Genomic DNA, 22,187 nt, shown 5'->3' on the forward strand with positions numbered 1-22,187 from the left:
TCTACTTGCTTTGTATAAATCGAGAAAAGGATATAGGGTTCAAAATCTGAGTTGGATTATTATCCTCGGATTAGTCAGTTTTCTTTCCGCACATGCGCAGACACGAGATGTTCAGGCGCAATACACGAAGAATTGGAAAACAGTAGGACCACCAAAGGGTACTTTGATGATCATCGGAGGAGCCGCTTCGTCCGATAACTATTCCTATTTCATGGACTTGGTAGGAGACCCTGATGCCTCTATTGTGTTTGTCCCTACTGCGGGAAGTGTATTTGATGAGACGAATAGTGCATATACCGCGCTATTAAAGGCGGGTGCAAGAAATATAACGATCATCCACACGAAGGATCCGGCTGAAGCGAATACGGAGGCTTTTGCAGGACCATTACAGCAGGCGAAGGCCGTATTCATTGCCGGTGGATTCCAAAGCCGACTGGCTGCCGCCTATCGCAATACTTTGACCCATCAATGGATGTTTGAACTGTTAGAACGGGGAGGGGTGATCGCTGGAAGTTCGGCCGGTGCCTCGATACAGGGTTCGTATTTGTACGGAGGAGTGCCCGGGGGTGTAGGACCTCAATATGTCGGATTAGGGTTTGTCAGGCAATCCGCTATTGGACAGCACTATATCCGTCGAAATAGAATGGGAAGTGTAGCCAGAATACTGAAAACCCACCCGGAGCTCTTTGGTTTTGGCGTCGATGAAGCGACAGCAGCGGTCGTACATGGCGATACACTTGAAGTTGTCGGCGAAGGTAAGGTTGCCCTATATGATCCAACACGTCCGGACTATGCGGAAGATCGATTGCAAGAATATCTTTTCCCAGGCGACAAATACAATATGGCCACCCGAAAGATTACCCACAGGGCCGAACCTACACCGCAGGACTTGTGGACTGGAGGTGGCAAAAATTGGAAAGATCCTACCGCTACCTGGAAAACGGTAGGACCTCCACGTGGTAAATTATTGCTATACGGGTCGGCAGAAGTAAATCGAGATGCATTATCGCATTTTCGGAAAGCCCTTCGTAGCCCCAAGGATCTCATCGTTGTGCTATCTACCGGAAACGATGATAGACGCAGAGAAAACCAACGGGTAGTTGAGGAACTCCAAAAGATGGGGGCACAACAGGTCACTCTTTTACATACGATCAATGGTGAAAAGGCAAACTCCCGTGCATTTGCCCGTGCGCTGGACGATGCCAAAGCAGTTTGGATCTGTGATAGCCCAGGATGGCAATTGGCCGATGTTTATCTACATACACTGGTACACAAGAAGCTGTTTGATGTACTGCAACGTAAGGGAATAGTAGGTGGAAGTGGTGCTGGTGCCGCGATGATGGCTTCCCGTTTATTTGGTGAACCGGAGAAGTACGGATGGCATACTGGCTTTGGCCTAATCGACAAGACCATGATTGTGACGGCTTCCCAGAATGCCAAGACCTTGGCAGCTATAGAGAAAATACGGAAAGAAAATCCTGTATTACAGCATGTTATATTGGTAGAAAAGTCGGCATTGATCGTCGAAAAAAAACAGATCAAGGTGATCGGTATTGATGCCATAAAGATATACAAAGACAATCTGAAAAAAACAATTGTGGTGTCTCCCGGAGAGCGATATAAATTTTAGATTTTAGAAGCAAAAATAGAATGGAAATACCTAATATTGTAGCGTCCAATATGGACCTAAAAATAGGATCTAAATAAAATAAAAATTAACACATGAAATTGTCTTCCATACGATTCCTTTCGTTTTTAACGTGCTTATTGTTTTTTTGTAGTGCTATTGTTGCACAGGAACATCCTAATCTGAATAAGTTATTAAGTATCCCGTACATCGGGAATATAGAAGGGGCTACAAGTGTAGACCGTCTGGCTTTCACGGTCAACGAACAAGGGAGACGTAACGTCTATATTGCCGATGGACCGGATTATACGATAAAAAAAGTAACCCATTTTGATGAAGACGATGCGCAGGAAATTACCAGTTTGTCTATAAGTAATGATGGAAACTGGGTAGTGTTTGCAAGAGGAGGGGATCATGGTTCGAATAGCGCAGCTGTCGCCGTAAACCCGGCTTCTCTGGTTCATGAAACGAACATTGAGATTTTTTCCTTATCGCTCACCGACAATAAATTATACAAGGTGGGTAATGGCGATTTTCCAGTTCTTCATCCGAACAATAGAACGGTCACCTATCTTAGAAGAGGGAAGGTGTGGAGTTCTCCACTTGGACGGGAAAAGTCGGGCAAACAACTTTTTGCTATGCGGGGTATAGCGCGTAATATACAATGGTCTCCCGATGGCACACAGTTGACTTTTGTATCTCGTCGAGGTGCGTATAGTTTTATCGGCGTATACCAAAATGCCAGTAAACGGCTGAAATGGGTCAGTCCTTCATTTTATACCGATGCGTTTCCCCAGTGGTCGCCAGACGGCAAGCAGATAGCTTTTGTCAGAAGAGAACCTACGGGAGTGGCGAATGACTCGCTTTTTAACGCTTTATCACGGTCTTGGTCTATTATGGTTGCTGACCTAATTTCGGATAAAGTAGAAAAAGTATATGCCTCACCCACTAATAAACGTGCAGGTTACCCACGTATTGGGGGCGGAGTGAATCTACGTTGGAAAAATTCAGATTATATTACCTTCATGTCTTATGAAGATGGTTGGCCGCATCTCTATCGGTTGGACGCCAAAAGCAAGGCCATAAAGCAACTGACAAAGGGAAATTTTACAGTCGAAGATATGGCTTACGATTCCAAAGGAAAATATATCCTCTTCGCGGCAAATACAGGTAAGGACAAATTTGATTTCGAACGTAGTCATGTCGGTAGGGTGAGCGTCGACGATGCAAAGGTAGATATGCTGACGGAAGGAGAAGGGATTGAATCCGCACCATTTTTCTATTATGGCGATCGTTTGGTTGGCTTCAAGTCCAGCACCTACGATAAGCCTGTGCAACCGAAAGTCTATGATCTACGAACTGCTAAACAACGTGTAGTAGCCGATGAGCTTTTTAAAGGAGTACATACCGGATTTGTGAAACCTACACAGGTATTTATTACTTCCGAAGACGGTATTAAATTTAGTTCGCAATATTACAAGCCGCAAGGTAACCGGAAAAACTTACCTGCCGTAATATATATACATGGCGGTCCTCGTCGGCAAATGTACTTGGGCTGGCATCACCGAGACTATTATTTTTATGACTACACCACTTGTCAGTATTTGGTGCAGCAAGGATTTGCGGTTTTGTCAGTCAACTATAGAATGGGTACGGGGTATGGATATGATTTCCAACATCCCAAATCTGCTGGATCATTAGGTGCATCGGAGTATAAAGATATCCTGGCAGCAGGAAAATGGCTCGCAGGACAAGCTGATGTGAATCCCGAGAAAGTAGGAGTTTTTGGGGGATCGTATGGCGGTTATCTGACCGCTATGGCACTGGCGAAAAATTCGGATATATTCAAAGCTGGCGTAGATATACATGGCGTGCATAATAGACTTAAGGACAGGGATCCTAATTCCAGCCGAACGGCCAGACTGAATTGGGATTCTTCACCTTCCCGTTGGGTTGATACATGGAAATCTCCTGTGCTCTTGATACATGGAGATGATGATGGGAATGTAGCATTTTGGCATAGTATCGACTTATACAGTAGGTTGAAAGTGCGTAAGGTAGATGTGGAAGTTTTGGTCTTGCCCGATGAAAACCACCATTGGCAATTGTTTGAAAATCTTGTTAAGGTAAAAGCTGCAACTGTTGACTTTTTAGTTCGAAAATTGAAATAAGAAAAATGAACAAACTAACTTCCATTATTGCACGCTGTATAGCAGTATGCGTCATGTCTTCTTATGTTAATAGCATTCAAGCACAAGATTCTGTGTTTGATATAAGCCAGGACCCACTGCTCAATTCAGCATATGTTGGCTTTAAGGTCGTTGATCTGGATTCGCGTGAAGTATTGTATGCGGAAAATTCCCATAAGCATTTTGTACCGGCCAGCAACACCAAGTTGTGGACCATGTACACCACATTACAGTTATGTGGGGATAGCATTCCGGGCTGGTCCATAGCCTCTGACGCACATACGCTTTATATTGAACCCAATGGTGACCCTACGTTTCTACAGCGTGAATTTAAGGAGCAAAAATTATTTGATCTATTGAAGAGCACCGACAAGACCATCTGCTTTGTATTGCCGAGTGCAAAAGGATTTGGACGCTTAGGATCGGGTTGGTCTTGGGGTACGTGGCAGTCGACGGGTTCGCCCGAGCGCAGTGTAATGCCCATATATGGTAATTTGATCCGTTTTTACAGGAACAAAGGAAATATCATCACGGCCAGACCATCGTATTTCAATTCCAGTATACAACAGCCCTCTACCGATATCATGAGCGATTATGTAACCGTGTTGCGGGAAGAGCATAGCAATACATTTCGAGTTATCAAAAACACAAAAGGACACCGGGCTATTCGGCCATTTACCCTTATCGACAACGATTCTTTGGTCTACCTGCTGTTGAAGGATACCCTGCAACATGTAAAACCCGATGTAAAGATGAAACTTGTACGAGAGCGGCCTGACGGCGTTCAGTTTCAATTGTTCCATACCGTACCCACCGATCAGCTGGCCGGGATCATGATGAAGCGTAGTGATAATTTTTATGCAGAACAAATGCTGTTGATGTCGGGTAAGGTCAAATTTGGTACATTTGATGAGACGAAGATACATACCTATGTAAAAGAGGATCTGCTGAAAGATGTATGGGTTAGAGGAAAATGGGTGGACGGCAGTGGCCTGAGTAGAAGCAATCTGATCTCACCGGATGAATTTATTAATTTACTTCAATTGATCTATAACAGCAAAGACTTTGAACGGGTCAAGAAAATTCTACCATCGGGGAATGAAGGTACTTTGGAGGGATTTTATAAAGGATACGAAAGCAATATAGACGCCAAGACAGGCGGACTTACAGATCATATATCGTTAACAGGTTATCTAAAAACCAAGAGCGGTAAAAACCTTGCTTTTTCTTTTTTGGTGAATAACATCCGGGATGGACGGCCTGTTTTTAGGAAAAAGATGGAAGAAGTTATAACGCGGATTATCGATAACTATTAGGGTTTTGAAGATAGTGTCTCCTGTTTTTTGAAGAATACAGGAGACACTTTTTTTAGGATTGGTATTGCTCTACTATTCCGAGGTACAGCTTGCGTACATCCGTTGAATCGTCACCGATCAGAATGATCGAATAATGCCAACCTTCTTTAAAGGTGTATTCACGCTCCACAAGAGTTTCATCTGCTTCATCGGTAATGATAATGGTATGTTTTCCACTGCTTTGGGCGACAAATTGTATGTTTTCATCATCTTCAACTTCCTCACCATCTCCGTTTTCGTAGGTTCTTTCACCAAATAACAAGGTTTCCTTATTGTCGAGATAGACATTAACCTGGCCTGCACTCGGAGAGAGGTGGAAGAAACGCATCCCACTTTCACTACCTAAATTTTCCAACAGTTGATCTTTTGTCAGCAAATGACGTGCGTCCTCTTGTAATCCATAAATAAATGACGTATAGTAGGTGTTTTCTTCGAAATTGTACGTTTCATCCACGAGCTGTTCTTCGGTCTCCGTAAATATCCGTAACCTTCTGTTGCCGGGGAATATACGAAAGGCATCATACTTTTGGTAAGGCAACGGATTGTAGCTATATTGTATGGTGTTATTATCTACCGCATAGATCACACCATTGGAGGAGACGTATCCATTTACCATCGTTACTACGCCAACTGGGACCTCCTCATAATCATCGTCTTTCATACAGCTGTTCAGTGTGGCTAAGACCAATAATCCTGCCATCAGTAAGCCTGCTAATCTTGTGTTAAATAAATTTTTCATCACTATTCTTTCTTTGTTTTTAGTAAGAACGGATGAAGGGGGAAAAAGGCTACAGTCAAAAACAATCCGATCATGGTCGAATCTGATTTGACCAAGGGTAAGCTTTATCCGCTTTGATGCAGATCAAATTCAACACCTTGTAGTTGGACAATATTGTTAGACCAAAAATCTGGAAAGTTGTCTGTTAATGAGCTATTATTAGGACCGGAATAGACGCACAAAATGAATCGAAAGATGTTTACGCATGGCCTCTCTCAAGGCATTTGCATCGCGTTGTTTGATGATCTCGAGTAATTGTTTATGCGAGATAAATTCTTCTTCTGGTGTTATAGACTCCACGATATCACTCTTATGAACATGCTCGAAGATTGGAATAAGCATCTTCTGAAAATCAATAACCGTCTGGTTTTTAGTAATCTCATACAACTTTCCATGGAAGCGAATCTCATGATCGATTTTAAACAACGTCTGGTCGGGGTGTTCGGGTTCATTTTGAATAATCTCTTCCAGTTCCTGAATATCTTTTTCCGTAATGCGGGCTATAATGGAGTCTGCTAATCCCACCTCTATGATGAGCCGAAGTTCAAAAATCTCTTTCAAAGTCTGCGGCAAGAGTATATGTGGCTTTAATATTCGTCTGATCGGATTGATGACGTCTGGATTAACAAGCACTGCACCTTTATGTTTTTTGGATTCGATAAGCCCCATCGTTCGCAAACGGAGGAGGGCCTCGCGGATCACCGTTCGGCTCACGCCAAACAGTTCGGCTAATTCTAGCTCTTTAGGTAAGCTGTCCCCAACAGAAAGATTATTATTCGCGATTAGCTCAATTAATTTTTCCTCTACCTTATCTACAAGACTGGTGGTGTCAATACTATAGCTCATTTATAAAATTTTTTAATATTTCTTGGATAACTAAAAATAACTTTCTATAATTGCATTATGTTATACATAATACCAAATGTTGATTTGGTAAAGATAATAAAACTAATTATGATAAGATGTAAATTAATTTTTTTATTCGGTCTGATTGCGCTAACGGCAACAAGCTATGCGCAGACTACTTTAACCGGATATGTGGTCAATGACCTTGAGGAAATACTTCCGGGCGTTACGGTTCAGAATCGTATAAACGCAAGCCAGGCGATGTCGGATGAAAACGGAAGCTTTCGAATAGCGGGAAATATTGGGGACACGTTGCTCGTCAGCTATATGGGATACGAGACATTGTCTTATATTGTCCAATCGCTGAATAATAACCGCATTCAGCTCGTATCGCAAAATGTGTTGATCGATGATGTGGTTGTCGTAGGATACGGTACGCAAAAACGTTCCAAACTTTCGGGATCCATATCGAGCGTGAATAAAGAAGCATTATTATCCGCGCCTAATACGAACGCAGCTACGGCTTTACAGGGAACTGTTTCGGGACTGCGTGTACAACAAACGACGGGTAATCCCGGAGCATCCCCGACGATTTCTTTTCGGGGTGGGACAGAATTTAATGGAACAGGAACGCCTTTATATGTAGTCGATGGGGTCATTGTACCTAGCTTATATGGTATAAATGCCAGCGACATTGAGTCTATTGACCTTTTGAAAGATGCCGCATCGACAGCGATATACGGGGCAAGGGCTTCAAACGGGGTAGTGTTGGTAACTACGAAAAAAGGACGTAAAGGATCGACAAAAGTAGAATACCAGTTGAAGCACGCGAATAACTATGTGCGAAGAAATCCGGTAGAATACCTCAGTGCTGAAGACTATATCATATGGAATAGACAGGGAATCGCCAGCCGCTATCAGGCTAATATTGCAGACGGGAATGCCAGTCAGGCCAGCAGTACAGCCAATCAGATGAATTCAGCCTCCTGGGGCTGGACAACCAATTCGTCATATGCTTTTCCAGATGGAAAATATACGACACAAATTTTGACGGATCAAAATCGATATCTACTTGGTCGGGAAGGCTGGAGCTTGTTGGTGGATCGAAACCCGATACAACCACATCTTGCTGATAGCATCATCTATAAAGGCGTGAGCCAACGCCAGCTGGAAGATCTGATCCTACAGTCGAGCAATTACAACGAACATTATATCAATTTTTCAGGAGGATCGGATATTTCCAATTTTAACTTGGGGATAGGTACGGTCAAGGACGTAGGAATGGTCATTGGATCGGAGCTCAAGCGGCATAATATGAACTTCAACGGTGGATTAAAGGTCAATAAGGACCTGTCGATCAACTTAAATTTAGCTGCGTATAATGTCTCCGCCACACCTTCTTATGTTAATGCTTCCAGTACAAGCAACCTTGGCGGTGTCATACAGCGTTTTGGTGGCGCTGCGCCGACATTACGCCTGTACAATGACGAAACAGGGGAGCCTTTACCTGGCGGAGACGCGAATGGAATCGGTAGCCCTTTGTATTTTGAAGACATCTATTATAATAAGACTGGCGAAAACAGGTTCTCGGGCGGCTTAAACATCGAATATGCTATTCTCAAAAACCTAAAACTGGTGGGTAACGCGAATGGTTTTCTACGCTTCAATGAAAATGATACCTTCACGAAAGCTTATCAAAATGGGTCACGGGGAGATATGATTACGACCCGGAATGCATCGTTCGACCGAAATAAGACGCAACAGTACACGTTAAACAGCTTTTTACAATATACGAATTCGTTTGGCCGTCACAACGTGAATGCTTTACTTGGAGGGGAGTATTTTGAATACCGCCATTATACGGCTTCAGCGAGTGCCTTAGGAGCCGCGACAGACTTTATCCCCTGGATGTCGGCATCGACTGAGGCTGTAGGAGTACCCAGTTCAGCGTTCAGTCAATGGGAACGCATGGTGTCGGGAATCGGACGTGTCAACTATGATTATGACGATAGAATACTCTTCACGATGAATCTTCGCTACGATGGTACTTCCCGGTTGAGCGACAACAAATTCGATTATTTTCCGGGTATGTCGTTGGGGTGGAATATACACCGTGAAAGCTTTTTCCAACGGTCCGCATTGTCCGATATTGTGAGCAATCTGAAACCGCGTATCAGCTGGGGACAAAACGGTAGTGTCAGTTCGGTAGGTTACTTCGTGACCGATGCGCCTTTCGGAAATGTGGGGACGTACGATGGTAATGCAGGCGTGGGACCGGCTGGGTTTATTAATACTGCCCTTAAATGGGAAAAAGTATCAGCTTCGAACTTTGGTATAGACTTAGGTCTGTTCAATAACCGGGTGAATTTTAATGTGGATTATTTTATAAGAGACGTATATAACAAAGTAGCTTCTTTGGGTATTCCGTCCTGGACAGGCTTTAGCAATTATACCACTAATCTCGGACAGCTGCGGAATAAGGGGATAGAACTTGAAACACAAATCTATGCACTGCGGAATGCCAACGGCTTCAATTGGCGATTAGGTGGAACCTTCACTCATGTAAAAAACTATGTAATAGAGTTGCCGGATAACGGTTTGGACGGCAACCGGCAGAGTACGACTGAAGTTTGGAATCCGCGAACATCGACTTATGAACAGGTAGGTGGTCTGTATGAGGGAAGGCGCGTGGGACTGGATGAAGTATGGGCGCATGTCTATGACGGTATCTACACGACGCAAGAGCAATTGGATGAGGACATTTTGTTGTACAACAGCAATCTGGGATATTCCAACAAGACATTGAAGTTCTTGGGTGATGCGCGTTGGAGAGACATTAATGAAGATGATATCATTGATTCCTACGACCGGGTATATGTGGGCAGAACGACACCTACCATACAGGGGGGCTTCCACAGCAACTTGACATGGAAAGGCCTGGGCTTGTATACCCAGTTTGATTATGCCCTGGGCTTTGTCATTATTGACCAATCCTGGTTAAGGGGAATGGCACAGGCACAGGGTAGTGCGAATATGCCTGTAGATGTGAAATACACGTACTCCGAATATACACCGAGCGGGACATTGCCTCGGTTTTACTGGGCCAATTATGGAGGAAACTATATTGGTGCGGCCAATTACTACCAAAAGGGAGATTACCTAGCATTACGCGAGGTGACATTGAGTTATCAGTTGGATGAAGATCTCTTACAGCGATGGGTAAAAAACCGGGTGAAGGGCGTACGTGCATATGTGTCCGGGTCCAATCTGGCCTATTTTACAAGATACAACGGCACCTTGCCTGAAGTTGGTGGTGATGACCCCGGCAGGTTTCCTTTGCCGCGGAGAATGACGTTTGGTCTAAACATTACATTATAAAACCTAAAACTAACAAGGATGAAAAAGTTTATATATATAGTTTTGGTAGCAACCTGTACGATTCAAATCTCGTGCAACAAGATACTCGAGGAAGTCGTGCCACCGACCAGTTTAAATGAGCAGCTGATCTTAAACGATCCAGCCGCTGCGCGAACATTGTATTATGGACTATACAGTTCGTTCAGAACATACAATGGCGTACTTTTTGAATTAGGGGAAATGCGTTCCCAACTTTGGGCGGATGGTCTGTTTTCGGAGAGCGCCGATGCGGGATTGAGGAATTACTATACGCATAATTACGATGCCGAAAACGTCGTTGCCAGTAATTGGGCAGGATTTTATGGGATGATATTTCGCCTTAACCGGGCCCTCAAGTTGATACCACAGAGTAAATTGCCCGAAGCGGAAAGGAATAAAATTCTTGCCGAGGTATATGGTCTCCGTGCTTTTGTTTACTATACGATGCTCAAGACCTGGGGTAAGGTGCCCATCACAGATCAGGCGATCGATGCTGTAAACGACTTAGCGGCCTTATATAAGCCCAGGGCCGAAGAGGAGGTAGTCATGCAACTGATAGAAAATGATATTGAGCAGTCTATCAGTTTATTTGCTGGTAACAATACGTTTGCGCCGAAGCGGGTGTACTGGAATCTGGCGGCTTCCCTGATCTTAAAAGGTGATGTCCATATCTGGAAATATACCCACCATACCCAAGATGATGACGATCTGATTACAGCAAAAAATGCTTTAGAACAGGTCAGAGGAATGTCTGGACCATCCTTAGGTCTACAGGATAATTATGCAGATATTTTTAATGCCGATAAAAAGGTCAATAACAAAGAAGTCATTTTTGCCATTAATTATGAACGCGATCAGGAGGAAAACAAAGTCTTTAATTTATTTATGATTAACGCGGCAGCAGTAAACAACACCATGCTGAACGCCAATTCTTCCAACGCGGGTCTGGTAAGTGCCCTCTACCCCAATATCACCGGAGCAGGGAGTCGAGTAGGTATGAATACAGCGATGATCAACGAATTGAAAAATATAACGCCGGAAGATAGACGGGTGACGGCCAGTATAGCAACCATGCACAGCAATACAACGGGCTATCCTTTAATAGGTGTTATGCTAACCAAATATATCGGTAATGTTTATGAAGGTTTACGGGTTTATAATAATGATTATCCGATCTACCGATATGCGGATGTACTCTTGTTGATGGCTGAAGCAAAAACAAAGCTTGGTGAGAATCCTGCTGATGAAATCAATGCTATTCGCCAACGTGCTTATGGGGCGGGATATCCGGTATTTGTAAATGGCAGCAAAACACAGAATATGGATGCCATTCTGGAAGAGTATCTCCGCGAATTTATAGGTGAAGGTAAACTCTGGTGGGCATTGCGCAGAGCGGGAGACGACTACGTATTTGACAACATTAATCCGGCGTACCTATCGGAAGGCAATGCGTACAAGCTACTACTTCCGATCAGCAGAACGACATTAAACTCTGATCCGTTACTGGAACAAACAGACGGTTATAAAAAGTAAATCAGGATATTATGAAAAGCTTAAAGAAACTACTACATATAGGGATAATAGCACTAGCTGTAATGTATACGGCGTGTCAAAAGACATCGTTTTATACCGGTGAAGCACCTATGAGAGATACAGCACTGGCGCCTGAACCTGTCGATACTATCGCGGTGCCTGAAGCTTATAAGCCTTACCTCGCGCAGGTCAAAGCCTATGAGGCCTGGGATAAAGAACATCCTATTCAAGTGGGACAGGTTGTATTGTTGGGCAACTCCCTCTTTACCAACTGGCCGAATGCACAGGATTATTTTGATGATGACGTGATTTACAACAGATCTATCGAAAATGTTGTTGTGGATGCCGTGCAATTCTATTCAAGCCGTATTGTTATGCCGTATAACCCAAGACAGGTATTCCTTTATGTGGGTGAAAGCGAACTCCAGGCGGGGAAAAGTGTGACTGCGACGTTCAACCTGGTGAAGGTACTCATCGAAGGACTACAGTATAACCTGTCGGGTGCGGAGGTAACTTATCTGTCACTCTTAAAAACACCAGCTAATACCGCTTATCACGCTGTTTACGATCAGCTTAATCAAATGCTGGCCAATTACCTGACTGATAAGGACAAGCTGTCTTATATGGATGTCAATGCCGCCTTTGCCGGAACTGGCGGAACAATCGATCCGCAGTATTTCAATGGCGATAAACTCAATACTGCAGGTACGCAAAAACTGGCTGATATCCTGTCGGACAAACTGGAGGGCGACAAACCGAAAATATCAACTTATATGGAGTTCGACGGCACGACAAATTATATCACTGTACCCCATGATACAGAATTGGATATTAATATGGGTGAAAGTATGACTATTACATTTTGGGAACGTGTCGGCGATCATAATGGAGCAAGATTCATAACCAAAAGAAATGGCAATGGATATGAAATTGTAGCGAACGGATCCGGTTTGTTGGCTGCTAATCTGAGAAGCTCCGATGGAAATTTAGGTACATCATATGCTCCGGCAGATTTTACTATTGAAGGGAATCAATGGCACCATATTACTTTTGTGTACGATCAGACTGGTACCCAAAAGATATGTAGAATTTACCGGGATGGTGAGTTAATTACTTCTTCCACGACAGCTAACATCAAGACCTCAGATCAGGACCTTTCCATACCAACAGCGGATTTTGTAATAGGTACACAAAGCACATCGACGACAACTAAACTGAAAGGAGCCGTGGATAATATCCGCGTGTATAAAACTGCGCTTTCCGAAGCGGAAATCTTGGGAGATATGAATGCATTTGAAATAGATGATTATACACATATCGTCGCTGAATGGGATTTTGAAGAGATATCAGGCAATACATTAGAGAATAAAGCGCAGAGCAAACACCATGGCGTTATTCATGGTAATGTAGTCGTTAATCAACGGATTGTAGAATAGTAGTAAAAAAAACAGATGAAAACAAAGAATATCATAGCATTATCGCTAATCAGCATATTTTGCTCAGGCCATATTTCCTGTTCGCAGGATAAGGACATCCTTACGTCGCCGTCGATCATAAAATATCCGGTGGCACATCATATTCCTTTAGCAGATATAGAAATCTATAATGCATTCACCGCAGGTATCGATGGGATCCATTCCTATCGGATTCCATCACTTGTCACGGCAAAAAACGGAGATCTCCTGTTGTTTTGTGAAGCACGTAAGGTCAGCTGGGGAGACAAAAGTCCGACGGATCTGGTGCTGAAAATCAGCAAGGATAACGGTGCGACTTGGTCTGCTATGGAAGTCTTATTATCGGATGGGAGCAATGCTTTTATGGATCCCGTAGCGACAGTAGACAAAGTCACCGGCCGTATATTTCTGTTTGCCTGCCGATGGCCGGCAGGAGATGTGTCGATGCAAGACAATACCGGATGGATGTGTTATTCGGACGACAATGGTGCGACTTGGTCTGTTCCTCAGAATGTTACTGACGATATTGTTCCGAATAGCTTCAGCCTAAATGGTTTTGGTCCCGGATCTGGCATTCAGATGAATGCCAACAGCGACTATCCTGACCGTCTTATTGTACCGATACGGGTATATAATGGCTCGTCAACACGGAACAGGGTATTATACAGTGATGATCATGGTGTCACATGGGAGCTTGGACAGGAAATGACAGACGGAGGTGAATTTCAGATCGCCGAATCACCTAATAACACGCTGATATATAACCGTAGAGGCGATGCAACCCGATATCGGGCATTCAGCGAGGATGGCGGGATAAGCTGGACGAAATTTGAACTAGATATTGCCTTGCGCAGTGTCGCGGGCGGATGTCAAGGAAGTATATGGGGGCAGGACAGTGTGCTCTTCTATACAGGACCTGCCGGCGGGCCCGTCACGAGTACCACGGACAACAGGTCCAATTTCATGATTTACCGGAGTCTCGACGGTGGATTGACTTGGAACAATCAGCAGCTTTTGTATAATAAAGCGGCAGGCTACAGCTGTATCACGCAGATGAATAATGGGGATTTTGCGGTGGTATTCGAAAGTGCCGATACGCAAGGTTTCACCCGTACCTCAGTACGGGGCTATAACTGGATGCGGCTCGACGTCATTGTGATACCCAAAGAGATACTGGATAAGGATTATTGGTTTTAATAACAATTTAATATACAAGAATGAAGATAGAACATATTACAGGGTTAATAGCAGCACCTTTTACACCATTTGACAACGATGATCGTATAAATCTGGATTTAATACCAGCCTATTACGAGACACTGATCCGAAATAAAGTGACCGGAGCTTTTATTTGTGGCTCCACGGGTGAGGGAGTTTCGTTGACCTATGAGGAGAAAGTAGCAGTAATGGAGAAGTGGAGAGCGGTTTCGAAGGAGAATACGGATTTTAAGCTGATTATGTTCTTAGGCGGAACCAATCTGAAAGAATGCAAGATGTTGGCCGTTAAAGCAGAAGAGATTGGAGTAGATGCCGTTTCACTGACTGCACCTTTCTATTTTAAACCCCGGAATGTAGAGTATCTAGCCCGAATTTGTAAAGAGGTTGCTCGCGTGTGTCCCGGTACACCATTTTACTACTACCATATTCCCGTGTTGACGGGTGTGAATTTTCCGATGATCGATCTGTTAAAGGCCGTAGATGGAGAATGTCCAAATTTTGCAGGTATTAAATATACGCAGGAGGATTTTATGGATTTTCTGTCGTGTCTGCATTTTCGGAATGGAAAATACGATATGTTATGGGGGCGGGACGAAAATATGCTTTCAGCACTTGTACTTGGAAGCAAGGGAGCGGTAGGCAGTACATACAATTACATCGCACCGTTGTATCACGACTTGATTACGGCCTATGAAAATGGCGATGTTGAACAAGCGCGTGATCTTCAACAAAAATCGATTGATTTTATCACTTTGCTGGGTAAGTACGGAGGGATTTCAACCGGGAAATTTTATATGAAACTTCTGGGATTGGACTGTGGGAATTTTAGACTTCCCGTGCATAACATGTCGACAGCAGAATATGAACTCTTTTCCACAGAAGCAGGAGCTCTGGGCTTTGAAACCTTTAGATCAAAGTAATGCATGTTGGACGTAATATATGGATAGGTTGCCTGATGATACAATTAGCGAGTTCGTGCATGCACGACGTAAAAGATGATATAAAAATCGAGTGGGGTGCCGTGGATCTACCTGCGGATAGCGTGGGGCAGCCCCATCTGGGATTGGCGGGGCCGCTGGTCGGTAGCGTAGGAAGTAAAGTAATCATTGGAGGTGGAGCCAACTTTCCCGATGGGAAGCCTTGGGAAGGAGGACACAAGAAATACCATGGGGACGTCTTTGTATACACTTGGCATAATCAGATATTGACTTATCATCATACTGATCAATTGCCCTCTCCGCTGGCTTACGCCGCCTGCTATTCGGATAACGACAAGATATACGTTGTGGGCGGAGAGAATGAAGCTGGTTTATCAAAGGGTGCCTACGCAATAGGTATTGGTGCGGACGAAGATTTGGTCATCGATACGTTACCCAATTTACCGGAAGGCATCAGCAGTGCCGGATTGGTCTGTGTGGGTCATGTGTTATATTTGGTTGGCGGCGAAACCGAGAAGTTTACTTCGGATCAGATTCTCCGGTTGGACAGCAAGGGGAGCAATACATGGGAAAACGTACAGCAATTGCCTCACGGGATCAGTAATGCCGTAGTCGTTGCGGTGGGGAAGGACCTTTATATTATGGGCGGAAGGTATCGTGTAGCTAATGAAATAAGCCCTTTCAGTGATCGTGTGTACTTATTTGATACCCAAGAAAATACGATTTCCTCCTTAACGAGTTTACCGGAACCTCTTGCCGCAGCGGTTGGGATAAGGTATAAGGGCGTCATCTTTTTTCTTGGAGGTGATAATGCCCAGACCTATCATCAGGTTGAAGAATTACTCTTACAGGCGGCGACGGAACAAGATATGACACGAAAGGATAGTATTACACAGCGAAAGAACAGGCTGCAGGCAAATCATCCCGGATTTAGTAAAAAGCAATTGGTCTATGATATCGGAGCGGAAACATGGAAAGCGCTTGAGGCAGACTTTCCGTTCGATATGCCCGTAACGACGACCGCGGTTCGCCTGGATAGCAATTTTCTAATGATTCCCAGCGGAGAGATTAAAGCCGGTGTGCGGACAGATAAGATTTATATCGGAAAAATAATTAAAGATTAACATGCAATATAGAGAGAAAACATCGGGATATGCGTGGGTTGTAGTCGGCTTACTTTGGGTCGTGGCCTTACTCAATTATATGGACAGACAGATCCTATCCACCTTGCGTCCTGCGATGCAGATCGATATTGCAGAATTGGAGAGCGCGCGGGTTTTTGGTAACCTCATGGCAGTTTTTCTTTGGATATATGCATTTATGAGCCCCGTTTCGGGTTTGATTTCGGATCGCTTCAACCGAAAGCACGTCATCGTATTCAGTTTATTTGTATGGTCGGCGGTTACCTTATTGATGGGATTTTCGACGAATCTGACCGAATTGATGATTTTGCGCAGTGTCATGGGCGTGAGCGAGGCGATGTATATTCCCGCTGCATTGGCACTAATAGCCGATTATCATAGTGACAGAACGCGTTCCCTGGCTATCGGTATACATATGACCGGATTATATATGGGGCAGGCTTTAGGGGGATTTGGAGGAACAATAGCGGAAGATCACTCTTGGCACGTCGTATTTAAGGTATTTGGGCTCGTCGGCGTCGTCTATGCCTTTGTCTTATTGCTGGCTTTAAAAGAAGTGCCCAACCGTTTCAAGTCAACGATAGCAGATACTGCTCCTCGGAATAACTCCAGTATTTTTAGGGTATTAGGGCTACTATTCAGTAATATATCGTTTTGGGTTATTCTGTTTTATTTTGCTATTCCAAGCTTACCGGGATGGGCTACGAAAAACTGGTTGCCCACGCTTTTTGCCGAGAACCTGCATTTACCGATGTCGACCGCAGGCCCGCTCTCGACAATTACCATTGCAGCTTCCTCTTTCATCGGTGTTATTTTAGGCGGTATACTCTCGGATAAATGGGTAATTAAAAACATAAGAGGTCGGATTTATACGAGCGCGATCGGATTGTTACTGACTGTTCCCTCCATATTGCTTATCGGATTTAGCCATCAGGTATGGGCTATTGTCGGTGCGGGGATACTATTTGGAATAGGCTTCGGTATGTTTGATGCCAACAATATGCCGATTCTATGCCAGTTTGTAAATAAAGAACATCGCGCAACGGCGTACGGAATCATGAATTTCGTAGGCGTGCTGTCTGGCGCTTTGATCACCAATATATTGGGAGCGTCGGCCGAACAAGGAGATCTGGGTAATGATTTTGCTTTACTGGCCTTTATTGTTTTGTTCGTAATTATTGTTCAGTTGCTAACCTTGAAACCAAAAACTCGTGAAATATAGATTGCTTACATGTTTTGTTTTTGTGCTCACTCTTTCTATTTCCTCGGCTCAAGAGAAAATAAAAGTAGCCTGTATCGGTAATTCGGTCACTGAAGCCTTGATGTTGCCGGTAGGAAAAGATTACCCCAGCATACTTCAACAATACCTTGGAAACACATATGACGTTCGAAATTTTGGTGTAAGCGGTTCGACTTTATTGTCTGAAGGCCATAAACCTTATATCCAATCCGAGAAATATAGACAGTCTTTAGCGTTCAAACCGGATATTGTTATTATTGCATTGGGACTAAATGATACGGATCCCCGAAACTGGCCCAACTACGGGGCTCACTTTATAGCCGATTATAACAGTTTGATCGATAGTTATTTTAAGCAAGCGCAGGCAGAGCAGGTCTACATATGCATCAATACGCCTATTTTCAGTGGGCACAAAAGATTTCTGTCGGGTACCCGAGATTGGTATGATGCGATACAAGAACGTATAAAAAGCATCAGTCATGCGAGGAATCTTCCTTTAATTGACCTGAGGCAACCGTTGCACAATCGTATAGACCTATTTGGTGATTTTCTTCATCCGAATGTCGAAGGCACACAGATCATTGCCGAGACGATATTCCATCATCTGATAGCGCCGGAATATAAGTTGGCCGTAGATGCTATTTACGGTTCGGGCATGGTACTACAGCGAGGTAAAGATATCAAGCTGACGGGCAGGGGTAAGGCTTTTTCGGCAATAGATCTACTATTGGATACACAACGTCTGCAAGGTAAGGTGGATTCGTTGGGGCGATGGTGTGTGGTTCTTCCTGCACAACCCGCCGGTGGGCCGTACTCCTTAACGATTCGGGACAACCGAGATATGGTACGTCTTGATTCCGTTTATTTTGGTGATGTATATTTCGCTTCAGGTCAGTCCAATATGGATTTTGAATTAAAGCTCGATACGATGCAGGTACGTCGATTTCAACAGAAGGTATGGCCAAAGCATATTCGCTATTTTAAAAATAAGGCCATAGCGGAAACCAATAAAATATCCTGGGATACAGCTACTTTAGAAAAAACGAACAAGCTGGAATTCTTTAATGGAAAATGGAGCGATTTAAATGCTGCTGCATCTATGCATTACTCTGCAATAGGAGTGGCTTTTTTAGATGCGCTTTCGGCATACCTTCCTGAAGTGCCGCTGGCCATTGTAGAAATGGCGGTAGGAGGATCGAATACGGAGTCTTGGATTGACCGTAAAACATTGGAACATAATCCAGTTACGGCGAGCTATATCCACAATTGGCTGACCGCTGATTTTATACAGGATTTTTGTCGGACAAGAGCTGCGCTGAACTTGAAAAACAGCAGTGTGAAAAATCAGCGACATCCTTATCAGCCGGCTTATAATTTTGAAGCGGGAGTAGATAAATGGAAAGATTTCCAAATTAAAGGGGTATTATGGTATCAAGGTGAGAGTAATGCCCATAATGCGGAATTGCACGAGTTGCTTTTCCCTATGTTATTGACCTCGTGGCGAGAAGCTTGGAATGCGCCTGAATTGCCTTTTTATTATGTGCAGCTTTCGGGCATAAACAGACCCTCATGGCCGAATTTCAGAAATAGCCAACGTCAGCTGGAAGGAGAGGTAGAGCGTGCTTGGGTGGTGCCGAGTTATGATGTAGGCGACTCGCTCAATGTGCACCCGACGAATAAATATCCGGTTGGTTTACGCTTGAGCCAAGCGGTGCGGGCGACACTATACGGCGATTCCAAAAACTTATTGCCGCCTCATCTGAATGGATTCTCCAAGGAAAAAGACGGATTGCTTTTGCACTTCGATCATGTTGCTACCTTTCATGTTGCCGACGGAAGTGAAGTTCCTGTAGGCTTTGAGTTGGTCGATAAGTTTGGAAAAATACACCACAACCTGTCTGTCGAATTAAAAGATAACACGATACAGCTGAAGATTGGCGATAGCATCTCCTCTTTTGTACAGTTGCGTTATGCCTATCAGCCCTATACCCGAGCGAACATTTACAATGAAAATTTAATTCCAATACCCACATTTAAAATTGATTTATGATGATAAAAGAACATAAGAATGTGCTAACACATTTGAAAGAATTAGAAGACTTTTATAAACATCAGCTTCTTGATGACACTATTCCCTTTTGGTTTCCCAGAAGCTACGATAGAGAATTTGGTGGTTTCTTGTTGATGCGTGATGCGGATGGCCGATTGATTGACACAGACAAGGCGGTGTGGATACAAGGACGTGCAACTTGGTTATTGGCTACCCTGTGTAATTCCATAGAGTACCGTGCGGAGTGGCATGAGGGAGCACGCTTGGGATACGAATTTCTCAAAAGTAAATGCTTTGATACCGACGGGCGTATGTATTTTCATGTGACGCGTGAAGGACATCCTATCCGCAAGCGACGTTACTTCTTTTCGGAAACATTTGCGGTCATTGCTTTTGCAGCCTACGCCAAATTGACAGGCGATCAAGCGATACGCCAAGAAGCCATTGACTTGTTTGAAAGATGCCGGAAATATGCATCCGGAGAAATATCATTGCCGGGTAAGTTCAATGATACCCGTCCAATGAAAGGTATAGGTGTTCCAATGATTATGCTCAATACCGCACAGCAGCTTCGGGAAAATCTGGGAATACAGGACTATGATGACTACATGTTGCAACTCATCCAGGAAATAGAAACTAATTTTGTGAAGGACGATATCCAATGCGTGATGGAACAAGTAGCGTTAGATGGGTCTATTGTGGACAGCATTGATGGCCGGACATTAAATCCAGGACACGCCATTGAGGGAGCTTGGTTTATCCTGCATGAAGCGAAGTATAGAAATAACGATCCGCGTCTCGTTGAATTGGGCTGTCGGATGCTGGATTATATGTGGGAGCGGGGCTGGGATCCCATTTATGGCGGGATTAAATATTTTCTGGATGTGTATGATAATCCGGTACAGGAATACTGGCATAATATGAAGTTCTGGTGGCCTCAGAATGAGACTATCATAGCTTGTCTGCTGGCCTATACCTTGACGGACAATGACAAGTATCTCGATATGCACGATCGTATTCGTCAGTATGCTTACGCCAGTTTCCATGATAAAGAGCATGGAGAATGGTTTGGGTACCTCAACTACGATAACACGGTTAGCCAGACGGCAAAAGGAAACTTATTTAAAGGACCTTTCCATTTGCCGAGACAGGAATGGTATTGTTATTTGTTGTTAAAAAAATATTTGAATAGAAAATGAAGAAAATAAGCATATTATTAGTTATGGTGGCCCTCATTGTTGTAGCAGGGTATAGTCAACAACGGACAATAGTTTTTGAAGCCGGCCAGGATGGGTATTCCAGTTACCGTATTCCGGCGATGGTGCATCTCAAAAATGGTATAGTAATCGCCTTTGCGGAAGGCCGTGTGGATGATGCAAAAGACTTTGGAAATGTCGATATCGTTTATAAAATCAGCAAAGACTATGGAAAAACATGGAGCGCACTACGGATAGCGGCCGATAATGGACATCTGCAGGCCGGGAATGCAGCACCTGTTTTCGATCTATTCGATCCGCAGTATAAAAATGGCCGACTGTTTTTGTTTTATAATACCGGTAACAACCATGAAGGTGAAGTGCGCAAAGGATTAGGTGTGCGTGAAGTCTGGTATATCACCAGCGTAGATCAGGGAGAGACCTGGTCCGAAGCGATCAATATCACGGCACAGGTGCACAAGCCTCACGCACCGTCATTTCATACGGACTATCGATCAGAGGAAGACTGGCGCGCTTATGCCAATACACCGGGGCAGGGGTTTCAATTTGTTACCGGTCCATATAAAGGACGTCTTTATATTGCTGCCAATCATTCTGCCGGTGAACCTTTACCTAAAGGTAGGGACTATAAAGTCCATGCCTACTATTCTGACGACCATGGTAAGACTTTTAAATTGTCTTCAACTATTCCTTTTGAAGGAGGGAATGAAAGCATGGCTGCTCAGATCGCACCAACGGGAGTCTATATGAATAGCCGTAACCAGCAAGGCAATGTCAAACAACGTATCGTCTCTTATTCTTCGAATGGTGGTGCAACCTGGGATACGACCTACTACGATAACAATCTGCCTGATCCGGTTAATCAAGGAGCGACGATATCAAGACACTTAAAAAAGGGTAAGTTTTTATTGGCTGTATGTAACGCAGCGGATACATTACGACGTGATAACCTGACCTTGCGGTTGAGCAAAGACAAGGGCAAAACCTGGTACTTCAACAAAGTCATCGCCAAAGCACCTGAAGGATATAAAGGCTCCTATTCGGCCTATTGTGATATGGTCTTCCTGAATAAGAAGAAAATCGGCGTATTATACGAGTTCGATCGTTATAAATATATTGTTTTTGAATCGGTCGAGCTATAAGAAGCATCATATTTCCAACTAATTTTTCTATGTTTGTGTTGATTTCGTAGGGTTCATCGCAA

The 22,187-nt window shown here is 43.9% G+C and carries 15 protein-coding genes; 13 read left to right on the plus strand and 2 right to left on the minus strand.

From position 1 onward, the window contains the following. Positions 1-10: 10 nt before the first annotated feature. The 3 genes from G5B30_RS07635 to G5B30_RS07645 all read left to right on the plus strand — a co-directional run bounded on the left by G5B30_RS07635 (position 11) and on the right by G5B30_RS07645 (position 5,132). Positions 11-1,630, plus strand: coding sequence for a Type 1 glutamine amidotransferase-like domain-containing protein (locus G5B30_RS07635; RefSeq protein ID WP_165319379.1), 1,620 nt, complete (start codon positions 11-13; stop codon positions 1,628-1,630). 92 nt (positions 1,631-1,722) lie between these two features. After that, complete coding sequence (locus G5B30_RS07640; RefSeq protein WP_165319380.1) at positions 1,723-3,798, plus strand: prolyl oligopeptidase family serine peptidase; 2,076 nt, start codon at positions 1,723-1,725, stop codon at positions 3,796-3,798. Between the two features lie 5 nt (positions 3,799-3,803). Then, positions 3,804-5,132 carry a D-alanyl-D-alanine carboxypeptidase gene (locus G5B30_RS07645; RefSeq protein WP_165319381.1) on the plus strand — a complete coding sequence of 443 codons (1,329 nt, stop codon included), beginning with the start codon at positions 3,804-3,806 and terminating at the stop codon, positions 5,130-5,132. Positions 5,133-5,184: 52 nt separating this feature from the next. On the opposite strand, the gene G5B30_RS07650 is transcribed toward G5B30_RS07645, so the two are convergent. Together G5B30_RS07650 and G5B30_RS07655 are read right to left on the minus strand one after the other, a co-directional pair. Continuing rightward, positions 5,185-5,910, minus strand: coding sequence for a DUF4397 domain-containing protein (locus tag G5B30_RS07650; protein ID WP_165319382.1), 726 nt, complete (start codon positions 5,908-5,910; stop codon positions 5,185-5,187). Positions 5,911-6,108: 198 nt separating this feature from the next. Then, the gene (locus G5B30_RS07655; protein ID WP_165319383.1) at positions 6,109-6,795 is read right to left on the minus strand and encodes a FadR/GntR family transcriptional regulator; all 687 of its coding nucleotides are present in this window, start codon (positions 6,793-6,795) and stop codon (positions 6,109-6,111) included. 108 nt (positions 6,796-6,903) lie between these two features. On the opposite strand from G5B30_RS07655, the gene G5B30_RS07660 reads away from it, so the two are divergent. From G5B30_RS07660 to G5B30_RS07705, 10 genes are read left to right on the plus strand one after another with little or no spacing between them, the layout of a single operon-like run. Next, on the plus strand, positions 6,904-10,173 hold the full coding sequence (locus G5B30_RS07660; protein ID WP_206367047.1) for a SusC/RagA family TonB-linked outer membrane protein: 3,270 nt from the start codon (positions 6,904-6,906) through the stop codon (positions 10,171-10,173). A gap of 18 nt (positions 10,174-10,191) precedes the next feature. After that, positions 10,192-11,724, plus strand: coding sequence for a RagB/SusD family nutrient uptake outer membrane protein (locus G5B30_RS07665; protein ID WP_165319385.1), 1,533 nt, complete (start codon positions 10,192-10,194; stop codon positions 11,722-11,724). An 11-nt stretch (positions 11,725-11,735) separates the two neighbouring features. After that, a complete protein-coding gene (locus G5B30_RS07670) occupies positions 11,736-13,160 on the plus strand; it encodes a LamG-like jellyroll fold domain-containing protein (protein WP_165319386.1) in 1,425 nt (474 codons plus the stop codon). Between the two features lie 15 nt (positions 13,161-13,175). After that, entirely contained in the window at positions 13,176-14,375 is a 1,200-nt protein-coding gene (locus G5B30_RS07675) for a sialidase family protein (protein WP_165319387.1), read from the plus strand. A 20-nt stretch (positions 14,376-14,395) separates the two neighbouring features. Further along, a complete protein-coding gene (locus G5B30_RS07680; RefSeq protein WP_165319388.1) occupies positions 14,396-15,316 on the plus strand; it encodes a dihydrodipicolinate synthase family protein in 921 nt (306 codons plus the stop codon). 35 nt (positions 15,317-15,351) lie between these two features. Further along, positions 15,352-16,458 carry a hypothetical protein gene (locus G5B30_RS07685; protein ID WP_165319389.1) on the plus strand — a complete coding sequence of 369 codons (1,107 nt, stop codon included), beginning with the start codon at positions 15,352-15,354 and terminating at the stop codon, positions 16,456-16,458. A 1-nt stretch (position 16,459) separates the two neighbouring features. Further along, positions 16,460-17,698, plus strand: coding sequence for an MFS transporter (locus tag G5B30_RS07690; RefSeq protein ID WP_165319390.1), 1,239 nt, complete (start codon positions 16,460-16,462; stop codon positions 17,696-17,698). Beyond that, positions 17,688-19,766, plus strand: coding sequence for a GDSL-type esterase/lipase family protein (locus G5B30_RS07695; RefSeq protein WP_165319391.1), 2,079 nt, complete (start codon positions 17,688-17,690; stop codon positions 19,764-19,766). The genes G5B30_RS07690 and G5B30_RS07695 overlap by 11 nt, the downstream gene beginning before the upstream one ends. Continuing rightward, positions 19,763-20,965 (plus strand): AGE family epimerase/isomerase, encoded by a 1,203-nt coding sequence (locus G5B30_RS07700; protein ID WP_240903136.1) that lies wholly within the window; start codon positions 19,763-19,765, stop codon positions 20,963-20,965. Before G5B30_RS07695 ends, G5B30_RS07700 begins: the two co-directional genes overlap by 4 nt. Beyond that, on the plus strand, positions 20,962-22,125 hold the full coding sequence (locus tag G5B30_RS07705; RefSeq protein ID WP_165319392.1) for a sialidase family protein: 1,164 nt from the start codon (positions 20,962-20,964) through the stop codon (positions 22,123-22,125). The genes G5B30_RS07700 and G5B30_RS07705 overlap by 4 nt, the downstream gene beginning before the upstream one ends. Positions 22,126-22,187 lie beyond the last annotated feature (62 nt).

Origin of the sequence: Sphingobacterium sp. SGG-5, from assembly GCF_011043525.1 — a bacterium.
Lineage (GTDB): Bacteria > Bacteroidota > Bacteroidia > Sphingobacteriales > Sphingobacteriaceae > Sphingobacterium.

What these genes read in the sequence shown, in the direction of transcription:
- G5B30_RS07640 (WP_165319380.1), top strand. Translation starts at nt 1,723, where the DNA reads ATGAAATTGTCTTCCATACGATTCCTTTCGTTTTTAACGTGCTTATTG.
- G5B30_RS07690 (WP_165319390.1), top strand. Translation starts at nt 16,460, where the DNA reads ATGCAATATAGAGAGAAAACATCGGGATATGCGTGGGTTGTAGTCGGC.
- G5B30_RS07705 (WP_165319392.1), top strand. Translation starts at nt 20,962, where the DNA reads ATGAAGAAAATAAGCATATTATTAGTTATGGTGGCCCTCATTGTTGTA.
- G5B30_RS07670 (WP_165319386.1), top strand. Translation starts at nt 11,736, where the DNA reads ATGAAAAGCTTAAAGAAACTACTACATATAGGGATAATAGCACTAGCT.
- G5B30_RS07655 (WP_165319383.1), bottom strand. Translation starts at nt 6,795, where the DNA reads ATGAGCTATAGTATTGACACCACCAGTCTTGTAGATAAGGTAGAGGAA.
- G5B30_RS07645 (WP_165319381.1), top strand. Translation starts at nt 3,804, where the DNA reads ATGAACAAACTAACTTCCATTATTGCACGCTGTATAGCAGTATGCGTC.
- G5B30_RS07660 (WP_206367047.1), top strand. Translation starts at nt 6,904, where the DNA reads ATGATAAGATGTAAATTAATTTTTTTATTCGGTCTGATTGCGCTAACG.
- G5B30_RS07685 (WP_165319389.1), top strand. Translation starts at nt 15,352, where the DNA reads ATGATACAATTAGCGAGTTCGTGCATGCACGACGTAAAAGATGATATA.
- G5B30_RS07700 (WP_240903136.1), top strand. Translation starts at nt 19,763, where the DNA reads ATGATGATAAAAGAACATAAGAATGTGCTAACACATTTGAAAGAATTA.
- G5B30_RS07680 (WP_165319388.1), top strand. Translation starts at nt 14,396, where the DNA reads ATGAAGATAGAACATATTACAGGGTTAATAGCAGCACCTTTTACACCA.
- G5B30_RS07665 (WP_165319385.1), top strand. Translation starts at nt 10,192, where the DNA reads ATGAAAAAGTTTATATATATAGTTTTGGTAGCAACCTGTACGATTCAA.
- G5B30_RS07650 (WP_165319382.1), bottom strand. Translation starts at nt 5,910, where the DNA reads ATGAAAAATTTATTTAACACAAGATTAGCAGGCTTACTGATGGCAGGA.
- G5B30_RS07675 (WP_165319387.1), top strand. Translation starts at nt 13,176, where the DNA reads ATGAAAACAAAGAATATCATAGCATTATCGCTAATCAGCATATTTTGC.